General features: G+C 64.4%; 10 protein-coding genes. 4 read left to right on the top strand and 6 right to left on the bottom strand.

Going from position 1 to position 14,014, the window contains the following annotated elements; all coding sequences use genetic code 11:
• Positions 1-14: 14 nt before the first annotated feature.
• The 3 genes from QUV25_RS04540 to QUV25_RS04530 all read right to left on the bottom strand — a co-directional run bounded on the left by QUV25_RS04540 (position 15) and on the right by QUV25_RS04530 (position 3,424).
• Entirely contained in the window at positions 15-926 is a 912-nt protein-coding gene (locus QUV25_RS04540; protein WP_300862036.1) for an NAD(P)-dependent oxidoreductase, read from the bottom strand.
• A 167-nt stretch (positions 927-1,093) separates the two neighbouring features.
• Positions 1,094-2,230 carry a PilT/PilU family type 4a pilus ATPase gene (locus tag QUV25_RS04535; RefSeq protein WP_300861637.1) on the bottom strand — a complete coding sequence of 379 codons (1,137 nt, stop codon included), beginning with the start codon at positions 2,228-2,230 and terminating at the stop codon, positions 1,094-1,096.
• A gap of 150 nt (positions 2,231-2,380) precedes the next feature.
• Entirely contained in the window at positions 2,381-3,424 is a 1,044-nt protein-coding gene (locus QUV25_RS04530) for a type IV pilus twitching motility protein PilT (protein WP_300861635.1), read from the bottom strand.
• 39 nt (positions 3,425-3,463) lie between these two features.
• Here QUV25_RS04530 and QUV25_RS04525 point away from each other — a divergent pair, with 39 nt between their 5' ends.
• Complete coding sequence (locus QUV25_RS04525) at positions 3,464-4,171, top strand: YggS family pyridoxal phosphate-dependent enzyme (RefSeq protein WP_300861633.1); 708 nt, start codon at positions 3,464-3,466, stop codon at positions 4,169-4,171.
• Positions 4,172-4,175: 4 nt separating this feature from the next.
• On the opposite strand, the gene QUV25_RS04520 is transcribed toward QUV25_RS04525, so the two are convergent.
• Together QUV25_RS04520 and QUV25_RS04515 are read right to left on the bottom strand one after the other, a co-directional pair.
• Positions 4,176-4,736 carry a DUF3617 domain-containing protein gene (locus QUV25_RS04520; RefSeq protein ID WP_300861631.1) on the bottom strand — a complete coding sequence of 187 codons (561 nt, stop codon included), beginning with the start codon at positions 4,734-4,736 and terminating at the stop codon, positions 4,176-4,178.
• A gap of 101 nt (positions 4,737-4,837) precedes the next feature.
• A complete protein-coding gene (locus QUV25_RS04515; protein WP_300861629.1) occupies positions 4,838-5,311 on the bottom strand; it encodes an Lrp/AsnC ligand binding domain-containing protein in 474 nt (157 codons plus the stop codon).
• A 102-nt stretch (positions 5,312-5,413) separates the two neighbouring features.
• Here QUV25_RS04515 and QUV25_RS04510 point away from each other — a divergent pair, with 102 nt between their 5' ends.
• Positions 5,414-8,383: an L-glutamate gamma-semialdehyde dehydrogenase gene (locus QUV25_RS04510; protein WP_300861627.1), complete on the top strand. Its 2,970-nt coding sequence runs from the start codon at positions 5,414-5,416 to the stop codon at positions 8,381-8,383.
• Positions 8,384-8,509: 126 nt separating this feature from the next.
• Here QUV25_RS04510 and QUV25_RS04505 read toward each other — a convergent pair whose 3' ends face one another.
• Positions 8,510-11,494: an EAL domain-containing protein gene (locus QUV25_RS04505; protein ID WP_300861625.1), complete on the bottom strand. Its 2,985-nt coding sequence runs from the start codon at positions 11,492-11,494 to the stop codon at positions 8,510-8,512.
• Between the two features lie 314 nt (positions 11,495-11,808).
• On the opposite strand from QUV25_RS04505, the gene QUV25_RS04500 reads away from it, so the two are divergent.
• Both QUV25_RS04500 and QUV25_RS04495 read left to right on the top strand, forming a co-directional pair.
• Positions 11,809-12,057 carry an RNA-binding protein gene (locus QUV25_RS04500; RefSeq protein ID WP_300861623.1) on the top strand — a complete coding sequence of 83 codons (249 nt, stop codon included), beginning with the start codon at positions 11,809-11,811 and terminating at the stop codon, positions 12,055-12,057.
• Positions 12,058-12,142: 85 nt separating this feature from the next.
• Positions 12,143-13,984: a carboxyl transferase domain-containing protein gene (locus QUV25_RS04495; protein ID WP_366945637.1), complete on the top strand. Its 1,842-nt coding sequence runs from the start codon at positions 12,143-12,145 to the stop codon at positions 13,982-13,984.
• Positions 13,985-14,014 lie beyond the last annotated feature (30 nt).

Genomic DNA, 14,014 nt, shown 5'->3' with positions numbered 1-14,014 from the left:
GGGCGATCAGTGCCTCAGCGCAGGCGCTTGATCAGGCTGGACGTGTCAAGGCGGTTGCCGCCCATGGCCTGCACGTCGGCGTAGAACTGATCAACCAGTGCGGTCACCGGCAGTCGAGCGCCGTTGCGCTTGGCCTCGTCGATCACCAGGCCAAGGTCTTTGCGCATCCAGTCCACCGCGAAGCCGAAGTTGAACTGGTCGGCCACCATGGTCTTGCCCCGGTTGTCGAGCTGCCAGCTTTGCGCTGCCCCCTTGCCGATCACGTCCAGCACCTGGTTCATGTCCAGGCCCGCCTTTTGCCCGAATGCGATCGCTTCCGACAGGCCCTGCACCAGGCCAGCGATGCAAATCTGGTTGACCATCTTGGTGAGCTGCCCCGAGCCGCTGGGGCCCATGAGGGTGAAGGCGCGCGAGAAAGCCAGCGCCACCGGGCGAGCTGCTTCGAATGCAGCCAGCTCGCCGCCGCACATCACGGTCAGTGCCCCGTTCTGCGCGCCCGCCTGACCACCCGACACCGGCGCGTCGACAAAGCGCAGGCCCAGTGACTTGGCGGCCTCGGCGAGCTCACGCGCCACGTCGGCCGACGCGGTGGTGTGATCGACCAGCACCGCCCCTGGTGTCATGCCCGCAAAGGCCCCGTCTGCATCCAGCGTCACTGCGCGCAGGTCATCGTCGTTGCCGACGCAAACAAAGACCACGTCTGCGCCTTTGGCTGCTTGTCTGGGGGTCGGCTGGGAGGCGCCGCCAAACTCATCGACCCAGGCTTGCGCCTTGGCTGCGTTGCGGTTGTAGACCGTGACGGCGTGGCCGGCGCGCGCCAGGTGTCCTGCCATGGGGGCACCCATCACGCCCAGCCCGATGAAGGCTACGCGTTGGGACTTGATGGATTCGTAGCTGCGTTCGGCGATGGTATTCATGCACGCGATTTTCCACCAATTTGCCTGGAGGCATCGACGGGTGCCAGGGAGCTCGGCTTCGCGGGAGAGCGGGTTCGCTTTCCGGCGTGCGCGGCACCAGCCCTAAATGCCGCGGAACAGGCCTTGCAAGTCCGCAGGTTGCCCCCTTGGGGGTGACGAGTGAAGCTCCTCGGGGGCTACACGATCGTGAGGTGCTCGGTGCCCGCGGCCAGGTCCTGCGTCTTGGCGCGCTGGCTGTTGAGTTTGATCTGCAGGCGCAGATCGTTGAGCGAATCGGCATTGCGCAGCGCATCCTCGAGCGAAATGATGTGCTCCTCAAAGGCGTTGAACAGCGCCTGATCGAAGGTCTGCATGCCGATGTTGGTGCTCTTCTTCATGATTTCCTTGATCTCGGCCACATCGCCCTTGAAGATCAGATCGGAAATCAGCGGCGAGTTGAGCATGATCTCCACCGCCGCGAAGCGCCCTTTGTTGTCCTGCTTGGGGATCAGGCGTTGCGAGACCAGCGCACGCAGGTTGAGCGAGAGGTCCATCAGCAGCTGAGCCCTGCGTTCCTCTGGGAAGAAGTTGATGATGCGGTCCAGCGCCTGGTTGGCGCTGTTGGCGTGCAGTGTGGCCAGACACAGGTGACCGGTTTCAGAGAACTGGATCGCGTGCTCCATGGTCTCGCGGTCACGGATCTCGCCCATCAGGATCACGTCGGGCGCCTGTCGCAGCGTGTTCTTCAGGGCAGCGGCCCAGCTGTCGGTGTCCAGGCCCACTTCGCGCTGCGTGATCACGCAGTTTTTGTGCGGGTGCACAAACTCCACCGGGTCCTCGATTGTGATGATGTGGCCAAAGGTGTGCTCATTGCGCCAGTCGACCATGGCGGCCAATGAAGTGGACTTTCCCGAGCCGGTGGCGCCGACCAGGATGCACAGACCGCGCTTGGACAGGACCACGTCTTTGAGCACCTGAGGCAGACCCAGCTTGTCGATCGTGGGCAGCACGGCGGGAATGGTCCGCAGCACCATGCCGACCTTGCCTTGCTGGATGAAGGCGCTGACGCGAAAGCGGCCGATGTTGGGCGGGGAGATCGCGAAGTTGCACTCTTTGGTGCGCTCGAACTCGGCGGCCTGCTTGTCGCTCATGATGGAGCGCGCGAGCGACAGGGTGTGGATTCCGTTGAGCGGTTGCGGCGACACCTTGGTCACCTTGCCGTCGACCTTGATGGCGGGCGGGAAATCGGAGGTGAGGAACAGGTCACTGCCCGATCGGCTGATCATCAGCTTGAGCAGATCGTTGATGAACTTGGATGCCTGGTCGCGTTCCATGAAATCTCACTTTCTCAAATCAGTCGAATCATCCAGCAGCAGCTTCCCTTCTCAGAACACCGCATAACCGGCTTTGCCGGGCTGCAGGTGTTGCCCCTTTAGAGGGTGACAGGCCTGCGAGGCAGGCCTGTCGCGGGGGGGTGGGCACTCCTAGCCTGGGAAGTTCTCAGGAATCTTCGCCTTGCTGCGCGCCTCGGCCGGGCTGATCACATTGCGCTTGACCAGGTCGCTCAGGTTCTGGTCCAGGGTCTGCATGCCCACGCTGTTGCCGGTCTGGATGGCGGAATACATCTGCGCCACCTTGGCCTCGCGGATCAGGTTCCGGATCGCGCTGGTGCCGAGCATGATCTCGTGCGCCGCCACGCGACCGCTGCCATCCTTGTTCTTGCACAGCGTCTGCGAAATGACAGCCACCAGCGATTCCGACAACATGGCGCGAACCATGTCTTTTTCCTCAGCTGGGAACACGTCGATGATGCGGTCGATGGTCTTGGCCGCGCTGGAGGTGTGCAACGTACCAAATACCAGGTGACCCGTTTCGGCCGCCGTCATCGCCAGACGGATGGTTTCCAGATCGCGCATCTCGCCCACCAGGATCGCGTCAGGGTCTTCGCGCAACGCCGAGCGCAGGGCGTTGGCAAAACTCAGTGTGTGCGGACCCACCTCACGCTGGTTGACCAGGCATTTCTTGGACTCGTGCACGAACTCCACCGGGTCCTCCACGGTGAGGATGTGGCCGTATTCGGTCTCGTTGAGGTGGTTGACCATGCCGGCCAGCGTGGTCGACTTGCCCGAACCGGTCGGGCCGGTCACCAGAACCAGGCCGCGTGGACGCAAGGCAAGGTCACCGAAGATCTTGGGTGCGTTGAGTTGCTCCAGTGTGAGGATCTTGCTGGGAATGGTCCGGAACACCGCGCCGGCACCCCGGTTGTGGTTGAAGGCGTTGACGCGAAAGCGCGACAGGCCTTCGATCTCGAACGAGAAGTCGCACTCCAGAAATTCCTCGTACTGTTTGCGCTGGCTGTCGTTCATGATGTCGTACACCATGCCGTGGACCTGCTTGTGGTCCAGCGGTTCGACGTTGATGCGCCTCACGTCGCCATGCACCCGTATCATGGGTGGTAGCCCGGCGGAAAGGTGAAGATCCGAGGCCTTGTTCTTGGCGCTGAAGGCCAGCAATTGGGTGATGTCCATCCCGGGTCCCGTGGGCTGTTGTTGGTACGACGAGCGATTATGACGACCATTGAAGCCAATCTCCTAACCGTTCGCCAGCGGATTGACCACGCCTGTAAGGTCGCTGGCCGCGATGTGACGCAGGTCACGCTGCTGGCCGTTTCCAAAACCTTCGGTTCCGAAGCGGTGCGGGCTGCGGTGTCAGCGGGCCAGCCTGCGTTTGGGGAGAACTATGTGCAGGAGGGCGTGGAGAAGATCCTGGCGCTGCGAGAGCTCGCACCGGATGCGGCCTTGAGCTGGCATTGCATTGGCCCGTTGCAGAGCAACAAGACGCGGCTGGTGGCCGAACATTTCGACTGGGTACAATCGGTGGATCGGCTCAAGATCGCCCAGCGGCTGAGCGAGCAGCGCCCAGCGAATCTGCCACCTCTGCAGGTGTGCCTGCAGGTCAATGTGGATGGCGGGGCGAACAAGTCTGGGGTGGAACCCGCCGAATTGCCCGCGCTGGCTGAGGCGGTGGCGCAATTGCCTCGCCTGCGCCTGCGTGGCCTGATGTGCATTCCCGAGCCAGCCGAAGGGCTGGCGGCGCAGCGCGTGGCCTTCGATCGGGCACGTGAGCTGTTCGATGCGCTCAACCAATCGGGCTTGGCCCTTGACACCCTGTCGATGGGCATGAGCGATGACCTTGATGCGGCCATCGCCTCGGGCTCGACCCTGGTGCGGGTGGGCCGGGCAATCTTCGGCAGCCGTCCACCGGCTTCCAGCTGAAGCCTTACTTCTTCGACGGCATCGGCAAGGGCTTGATCTGGCCACAGTCGGCGCTCAGCCAGCGCCCCGAGCCTTTGATGGTGGTGCTCACCGGCTTGCCGTTCTGCGTGGATCGCACCAGCATGTTCATGTCGTAGGCCTTGTCGCTGCGCCACGTGTAGGTGCCTTCCCCGGAGGACGCCGGGTTGCTGCAGGTAAAGCTCATCGTCAGGGTGCTGCCCGTGCGATGGGTAACCCGGGTGGTGCAGTCACCTTCGGCCTGCACGGGCATCTCCTGCTTCGCGGCCATCTCGGGCGTGATGCAGACCTTCACCGTCATTGCGCCGCCCGGTCCAGCGCTCATGCCGACCCCCTGGCGCGCCATCATGTCCTCCATCATCTTGCGCTGCGCGGGCGACATGGCTGCCATCTGCTGCTGCATCTGCGCCATCGCCTGATCCACCTGCGGGTTGCCGCCCACCTTGCTCTGGATTTCCCAAAGCCCGGGCTGGGTGGACTGGGCCACAGCGGCCTGGGCTGCAAGCAGCATCATCGACGAACAGAGCAGATGGACGGTGGGGCGCATGGTGACGGGTCTCCTTGGCAGATCTGAAGACATTGTGCGGTCGCGCTGGAGAGCTGCCAACCCCTGTGCGGGGCATGTGCCCGGTGACCAGAGGCGCAGCCTCAGAGGGGCAAGCGCGTGCTGCACTTCACCTCGTCGATCACCGCATAGGTGCGGGTCTCGCGCACACCAGGCAATTGCCACAGCACGCTGCCGGCAAACTCACGGTACGCAACCATGTCGGCCATTCGGGTCTTGAGCAGGTAATCGAAGCCGCCAGCCACCATGTGGCATTCGAGGATTTCGTCGCGCACCTGCACCGCCGCTTTGAACTCCTCGAACATGTTGGTCGTGGTGCGGTCCAGGTAAACCTCCACAAACACGGTCATCCCGCGCCCCAGCTTGAGTGGGTTGAGTCGCGCTTCGTAGCCCAGGATGTAGCCCTCGCGCTGCAGCCGCTGGGTGCGCGCCAGAACGGCGGTGGGCGACAGGCCCACGGTGTCGGCGAGCTTGAGGTTGGACAGGCGGCCATCCATCTGCAAGGCCTGCAGGATACGAATGTCAATCCGGTCGATGTCATGGGTTGAGTGGGTCATATGCAGTGAATTGTGCGGCCAAATGTTCAAATTCAGCGAAAAATTCCGCCTAAGACGCCGCATCATGCGGCATCTGCACACCTCGCCGTTTTGGAGTTCACCATGTCCCTGCGCCAGACCGATCGTCTGCCTCACCCCTACCGTCCGGAGCCGGGCGTGGTCCAGCAGCGCCTTGCCGCGCTCGAAGGCGCGCTGGACTGGGCGGCCGCGGCCGGGGTGGCCTCACCCTGGGTGCGCGCCGTGCGCGAAAACCCGCCGCCGTTCTGGGCCATGGAAAGCCTGCTTAAGGAGTACCCGATCTCCAGCGCCGAAGGCCTGGCGCTGATGCGCCTGGCCGAAGCTTTGCTGCGTGTGCCTGATGCCGAAACCGCCATCGCGCTCACCGCTGACCAGCTGGGGCGTGCCGACTTTGAAGGTGTCGCCGATTCGGCGCTGGCGCGCCTGTCGTCTTCGGCGATTGCCATGTCCAAGAAGTTTTTGCCCGAATCCAGTGGTGAGTCCGGACTGATGACCAAGCTCGGCGCACGCACCGTGGTGGCGGCGACCCTGCGCGCGGTGCAGTTGCTGGGCCGGCAGTTTGTGCTGGGCCAGACGATTGAGGAGGGTATGAAGGAAGCGACGTCGGCGCGCAAGCGGCAGAGCCGGCTGAGTTTCAGCTTTGACATGCTGGGCGAAGGCGCTCGTACCGACGCCGACGCGCGCCGCTACCTCGCGAGCTACCAGAGCGCCATCGCCGCTATCGCGCGCACGGCCGATCCCAAGCGCTCACCGATGCAGAACGACGGCATCTCCATCAAGCTCAGCGCCCTGCATCCGCGCTATGAGGACCTGCAACACGCTCGCGTGATGGAAGAGCTGGTGCCGCGGGTCTGGAGTCTGTGCTCGGCCGCCGCCGCGGCCAACCTCAACCTCACGATCGACGCCGAAGAGGTGGACCGGCTGGAGCTTTCGCTCGACGTCTTCGAGGAAATCGCCCAGCTGGTGGCCCAACATTGCCCGCAGTGGATTGGCCTGGGCCTGGCGCTGCAGTCGTACCAGACCCGCGCCGTCGAGCTCATCGAGCACGTGGCCGAGCTGGCGCATCGCTATCAGCTGAGGTTCATGTGTCGCTTGGTCAAGGGCGCTTATTGGGACGCTGAAATCAAGCGGGCGCAGGAATTGGGCCTGGAGGGCTATCCGGTGTTCACGCACAAGCACCATACCGATGTGAGTTACCTCGCCTGCGCTCAGGCGCTGCTGGCGGCGCCTGATGCCATTTTTCCGCAGTTCGCCACGCACAACGCGGGCACGATTGCCGCCATTCTTCAGCTGTCCAGCGCGAAAAATGCGCCATTCGAGTTGCAGCGTCTGCATGGCATGGGCGAAGGTATCTTTCGCGAGGTACTCAAGAACCCGGGGGTGAGCTGCCGCGTGTATGCCCCGGTGGGCGCGCACCGCGATCTGCTTGCCTACCTGGTGCGCCGCCTGCTGGAGAACGGCGCAAACTCCTCGTTTGTGAACCAGCTGGCCGACGAATCGGTTGGCATGGACGAACTGCTGGTCTCGCCGTTGCGACTCGACACGCGCCAGGTGCTGCCGATGCCAGCCCAGCTGTTCGGCGCCGCGCGGCCCAACAGCATCGGCCTTGACCTGGCCGTGGTGGCGCACCGCGCGCCGCTGATCGCCGCGTTGGCCGGCGCGGGCGTGCCAACCGTACCCGAGGCCAGCGCCCAGGCTGTGCAAGCGGCTTGCGCGCGATCACAAATGGCGTTTGAGGCCTGGAACCACCGGGCGGTGGGTGAGCGAGCCCAGATCCTGCAAAAAGCCGCCGACGCCTTGCAGTCGCAGTTGCCGTACTTCTGTGCACTGCTGGTGAAAGAGGCGCACAAGACCTGGGGTGACGCGGTGTCCGAGGTGCGCGAGGCGGTCGACTTTCTGCGCTACTACGCGCTGGAGGCGCAGCGCCTACAGACACCCTCGGAGCTGCCTGGCCCCACTGGCGAGAGCAACACGCTGCGGCTCGAAGGGCGCGGCACCTGGGTCTGCATCAGCCCCTGGAATTTTCCGCTCGCGATTTTCTTGGGCCAGGTGAGTGCGGCCCTCGCCACGGGCAACACTGTGCTGGCCAAGCCCGCCGAGCAGACGCCAGGGGTAGCCTGGGCAGCGGTGCAGCTGCTGCACCAGTGCGGCGTACCGGCCGATGCGCTGCAGTTGTTGCATGGCTCAGGGGAAACCGTGGGCGCGGCCCTGGTGGCCCAGCCAGACATTGCCGGGGTGGTGTTCACCGGCTCGACCCAGGTGGCCAAGATCATCCAGCGTGCGCTGGCGGCCAAAGACGGCGCCATTGTCCCCCTGATTGCAGAGACTGGCGGCATCAATGCCATGCTGGTCGACAGCACTGCCTTGCCCGAACAGGTGGTCGACGCGGTGATGCAGAGCGCCTTCCGCAGCGCGGGCCAGCGCTGCTCGGCATTGCGTTTGCTGTGCGTGCACGAAGGCATTGCCGATGGCGTGATCGAGATGATCGAGGGCGCGGCCCAGGAGTTGCAAGCCGGCACGACGAGCGAATTTGCCACCGACCTCGGGCCGGTGATCGACGCCGAAGCATTCGCTGGAGTCAACGGGCATGTGCAGCGCCTGCACAGAGAAGCCAAGGCATTGTTGCCGCCGGCAAAAACCAACGATCTGCCCAACCTGATCCCGCCGCAGATGTTCGAGGTAGCGTCGATTTCCTCGGTGAAGCAGGAAATCTTTGGTCCAGTGCTGCAGGTCGTGCGCTGGGGCGGCGACCCGATGGCGGTGATGCAGCAGATCAACTCACTGGGCTACGGTCTGACACTCGGTATCCAGACCCGCATCGACAGCCGCGCACGGCAACTGGCAGCGGCCGCGCGCGTAGGGAACGTCTACGTGAATCGCAACATGATCGGCGCGGTGGTCGGCGTGCAGCCGTTTGGAGGCGAAGGTTTGTCCGGCACCGGCCCCAAAGCGGGCGGCCCACACTACCTGATGCGCTTTTGCTCCGAGCAGACCGTCAGCATCAACACCACCGCGGCCGGCGGCAACGTGGCGCTGTTCACGTCATTGGGTTGATGCGGGTCGGCGCGCCGCGAAAAGCAACCCGGCGCGCGTGACCCAAACGCAGAACGCCGCCGATCCGGCTTCGCCGGTCGACCAGCGTTGCCCCTTGAGGGGCGGAGCGAAGCGACGGGGGTGGGCCTACACCAACACCATCATGCCCGACGAAGGATTGCGCAGGTGCGCATCCAGCGTCTTGATGGGCAACGGCGGGGCGAACAAGTAACCCTGGAACTGGTCGCAACCCTGATAGGCAAGAAATTCCCGTTGCTCCATGGTTTCCACACCTTCGGCCACCACCTGCAGGCTCAGGCTCTGGGCCAGCGCGATGATGGCGCGTGAGATCGCCGCATCGTTGGGGTCGGTCAGCACGTCGGCCACAAAACCCTTGTCGATCTTGAGCTGGTCAAGCGGCAGGCGCTTGAGTACGGACAGCGACGAATAGCCGACGCCGAAGTCGTCCAGCGACAGGGTCACGCCAAGCGCCTTGAGCATGCCCATCTTCTCGATCGTCACCTCCATGCGATCGGCCAGCAGGCTTTCGGTGAGTTCGAGCTTGAGCCGATGCGGCGATACCCCGGTGTCACGGATGGCGGCCATCACCATGTCAACAAAGTCGGGGTGACGGAACTGGTGCACGCTTACGTTCACCGCCACGCTCAAGCCTGCAGTCTGGGGCCAGTCGGCCCAAGCCGCGAGCTGGGCACACGCGGTCTCCAGCACCCATTGGCCCAGCGGCAAGATCATTCCGGAGTCCTCGGCCACCGGAATGAACTCGGCTGGCAAGACCAGGCCTTGGGTGGGGTGCTGCCAGCGCACCAGCGCCTCCACGCCGATGATCACGCCCCGGCGGTCCACCTGGGGCTGGTAGTACAAGACAAACTGTTGCTCGCGCAAGGCCACGCGCAGATCAGAGCTGATGGCGGCGTCGGCGCCCATGCGCGACTGCAGCACGGGATCGAAGAAGCACACGTTGTTGCGTCCCAGTGATTTGGCCTGGTACATGGCGAGATCGGCCTGCTTGAGCAACTCGCCCACATCGTCGCGCTGGCCAATGAAGGCGGTCACGCCGATGCTGGGGGTGGCGTAGTGCTGGTGACCTGCGATCTGGAACGGCTCGCGCAGCATGGACAGCACCTTGTCTGCCAGGGTCTGCGCCTTGCGGGCCGCCGCTTCGGCGTCGGTGCTCAGGTCATCGACCATCACCACGAACTCGTCTCCACCGAGACGCGCCACCGTGTCGGTCTTGCGCACGCTTTGGGTCAGTCGGATGGCCACCAGTTTGAGCAGCTGGTCCCCGACGTGGTGGCCCAGCGTGTCGTTGATGATCTTGAAGTTGTCCAGGTCGATGAACATCAGCGCCCCGTGCTGCCCGGATCGGGCACTCTGAAACAGCGCTTTTTGAAGCCGCTCCATGAGCAGCTGGCGGTTGGGTAGATCGGTCAGTGGGTCGTAGAGCGCGAGGTGCCGGATCATGTCTTCGGCGGTCTTGCGCTGGGTGATGTCGCGGCCCACCGCCACCCAGTGCGTCACGGCCTGTGCGTCGGCTTGTACCGTCACCACTTCCAGCTCGACCCAGAACGAGGTCTGGTTCTTGCGCCGCACCTCGAGCTCGGCGCGCGCCTTTCGGGTTCGCTGCAGTGCCGCAGCCATCTCGCGCAACTTGCCAACGGCCGGGTCAAGCCCGAGCAGCAGCCTCGGCGTCTGCCCCATGACCTCGTCGCGTGCGTACCCAGTTTGCTCCTCGAAGGCGTTGTTGGCAAAAACGATGCGAGCCTCCTGATCGGTGGTGGCGCCGGTCTCGACGATGACCACGATGTCGTTGAGCTGAGCCACGCTGGTCTCCAGCAGCATGAGCTGCTCCTGCGAGCGGCGGCGATCGGTCACGTCGCGGAAATAGACGGCGAGACCCTCGGCAAACGGATAGGCCCGCACCTCCAGCCATTTGCCCAGCTGCGGGAAATGCTCTTCCAGCTCCACCCGCCGGTTGGTGGTCAGGGCACGCGTGAGCTGCTCGCGCAGCCGCTCAGCCTGCGGCCCCGCAAAGTCCTGCCAGACCGGTTGACCCAGCAAATCGGCGGTGGATTTTTGCAGCAGCCGCTCGCTTTCCTGATTCAAGTAAGTGAAACAGCATTGCCGGTCCAGAGTCACAAAGGCCTCCGTGATGCTGGCCAGCGTGGTGGTGAGTCGCATCGCCAGGCGCAGCGTCTCCTCCTGCGCCTGCTTCTGGGCCGAAATGTCCTGTACCGCGCCCTGGATGCGCACGACCTGTCCCCGGGCATCGGGCACCGCCTCGCCGACCGTGCGCACCCACTTGAATCCATGGGTCGGCAGCACGACCTGGATCTCTTCATCAAAGCCTTCGCCCAGGACGGCGCAACGCTCCAGCCGCTGACGGATGCCGCTGCGCCACTCGGGTGCGTAGCGCGACACCATGAGATCCAGATCGCAAGCGGTGTCGAGTTCGTGCAGCCCCAGGATGTTGGCGCACTCGGCCGAATAGTGCATGTGGTGGGTGACCACGTCGATGGACCAGCTGCCCACGCCCGCGGTGCGTTCCGTCAAGCTCAGGCGGCTCAGTGTCTCGGCAGCAGCGGTGTCGGCAAGGTGATGCCCCGGTGTGGTGCCCGTCGTCTGAATGGCGACGCTGCGCAGCAGACGGCGTTGATCGTTGATCAGGTCGGTCAGGATGTGCACCGCGGTTGTAGCCGTTTCGGGGACAGCAGCGGGGTCGGGCGCGATCCAGATCAGGGCCGCTGGCGCCAGATCGGCTGCATCAGCCAGTCCCATGGCGTGCACGTTGCCCGCATGGTCGCTTGGCGCGAACCCATGATGCCTATCGGCGGAGATCATCTGCACTTCACCAGATTTGGGTGCTGCATCTTCTGCCCAGTGGCGTGCCAGGGCCTGGGCCATAGTGCTCGCCTCTTCGTTCGACAGGCCACTCCAGCCCAGCGGCGTCCATGTGGTGCCGCGTTGCTCCATCACCAGCGCGCCGGGCGAGGCGGTCAGCTGGGCGGCCAAGGCTGCTGCACGACCCAGGGGATTGGCGTCATGTCCTGGCGCAGAAATTGCACCAGACAACGCCGTCTCGGCAGGCAATGAGGCGTCGGGTGACGGGTGCATGGGGGTGACTTCCAGTCAAGGGTTCAAGTCAGCATAACCAGTGGCCTTCCGGATCGGGCCTATTGCGGAGGTTCAGGTGTGACATTCCCCTCATCAGAGGGATGTGCGTCGCCAATTCGGACGCAATTTGTAACAAATATGTGTTTTTGTGTTGCATCTGTCCTACCATTGTAAGAAGGACAACACAATCTCCTTCCACAATCAAGCCAAGCCGGGTCAGACCGACGCATGGCGACACTCTCGGGAGTAGCAAAGAAGTGAGCGCATTGGCGGAATTGAGGCGACATGGCGATGTCGCCAGCCTGAAGTCTGCGTTGCACCAACTGTGCAGCGAGTTCGGTCGCATCACGCGGCTGGACATTCTCACGGCCATGCACGAAGGCACCAAACAGGCGATCTGCTTTTTGCGCATGGAGCGTCCAGAGCAGGAGCAGCAGCTGATGAAGACGCTGGGCGTGGGCCGTTTTGGCGGCGAGGTGGTGTTCGTGCTCAACCTCAACGCACCAGTGACCACCGAAGACACAGGTCCATCATCCCAATGGGCCGACTCCGACCTGTACTGATGCCCTGAAGCGAGCGGCACGCCCGCTGTCGCCCGCTTGACCCCAGCGCTTGCCGGCGCCGCCCCAGAATGGGGCCATGAAATCCTTGTTGTCGCCCATGCAAGCCCAGGTGGTGCAGTGGCTGGTGGCGCCCGGCGAATGGGTGCTCGAAGGCACGCCGCTGCTGCTCCTCGAAGCCATGAAGATGGAGCACGAAGTGCCAGCGCCCTTCAGTGGCCGTTTGCTTTCGCAGCGGGTTGAGGCCGGTGCGCTGGTGCAGGTGGGTGAGCCGTTGGCTGACCTGGAAAATGATGCCACCAGCCAACCGCCCGCTGCTCACAACCCCCTGTCCACGGGATCGGCAACATCCCCTTCGGGCCAAGTCCGTGCTGATCTGGCGCGCGTGCGCGCACGACACGCCTACACCCTGGATGAGGCCAGGCCCGAGGCGGTGGTCCAGCGTCATGCCCGCGGCCAGCGCATGGCCCGCGAGAATATCGCCGACCTGTGTGACGACGGCAGTTTCCTGGAGTACGGCGCGCTCGCGGTCGCGGCGCAGCGCAGCCGGCGCAGTGAGCAAGACCTGATCGAAAACACCCCGGCGGACGGCCTGGTGGCTGGCATCGGCTCCATCAATCGGAGTTGGTTTCCAGTGGCGCCCGGGGAGCGGGATCGGTCCCGAGCCGTGGTGATGGCTTACGACGCCACCGTGCTCGCAGGCACACAGGGTGCGCGCAACCATGCCAAGACCGACCGCCTGCTGGGTATTGCGCTGGCGCAGCAGCTGCCGGTGGTGCTGTTCGCCGAAGGCGGTGGCGGCCGACCCGGTGACACCGACATGCCGGTGGTTGCCGGTCTGCACATCGGCACCTTCGCCGCCTACGCGCGCCTGTCGGGGCGGGTTCCGCTGGTGGGCATCGTGAGCGGGCGCTGTTTTGCCGGCAACGCCGCTCTGCTCGGATGCAGCGATGTGGTGATCGCGACCCGCAACAGCCAGATCGGCATGGGCGGCCCCGCCATGGTGGAGGGTGGTGGTCTGGGCGTCTTCAAGCCAGAAGAGATTGGCCCCAGCGACAGCCAGCATGCCAGCGGCGTGATCGACGTGCTGGTCGATAACGAAGCGCAGGCAGTCGCGTTCGCACGCCGCTATCTGGCGATGTTTCAGGGCGCCTTGCGCGACTGGCTCGCGCCCGATGCCTTGTTCTTGCGCGATGTGGTGCCGGAAAACCGGCTCAGAGCCTATGACAGCCTGACCGCCGTGCGAGGCTTGGTGGATCAGGACAGTCTGTTGCTGCTGCGCCCCGGATTTGGTCTGGGTGTGCACACGGCACTGGGGCGCATCGAGGGCCGCCCGATCGGTCTGCTGGCCAACAACCCGCAGCACCTGGGTGGTGCGATCGACGCCGACGCGGCCGACAAGGCGGCGCGCTTCATGCAGCTGTGTGATGCGCATGGTTTGCCGCTCGTGAGCCTGGTGGACACGCCGGGCTTCATGGTCGGCCCCGACATCGAGGCAAAAGCCCAGGTGCGCCATGCGAGCCGGCTGTTTGTGGTGGCGGCTCACCTTCGCGTACCGATGTTTGCGGTGGTGCTTCGCAAGGGCTACGGTTTGGGCGCCATGGGGATGACCGCGGGCGGCTTTCACGCGCCCGCGTTCACGGTGGCCTGGCCCACCGCCGAGTTCGGCGCCATGGGACTGGAAGGCGCAGTGCGGCTTGGTTTTCGAAAGGAGCTGTCGGCCGTGCCCGAAGGCGCGGAGCGCGATGCCCTGTTTCAGCGGCTGGTCGCTGAGCAATACACCCGCGGTGCGGCCATCCCGATGGCCGAGGGGCTGGAGATTGATGCGGTGATCGATCCTGCCGAAACGCGCCAGTGGCTGGCCCGGGGGCTGGCTTCATGTAATCCGCTTGCGGCCGTTCGCGGGGACCGGTTCATCGATCCCTGGTGATCTGGCTCGCGCCGAGAACGAGCTGGAGGT

It is taken from the genome of Hydrogenophaga sp., assembly GCF_030373245.1.
Lineage (GTDB): Bacteria > Pseudomonadota > Gammaproteobacteria > Burkholderiales > Burkholderiaceae_C > Hydrogenophaga.
This window is presented reverse-complemented; position numbering and strand designations above follow the sequence as displayed.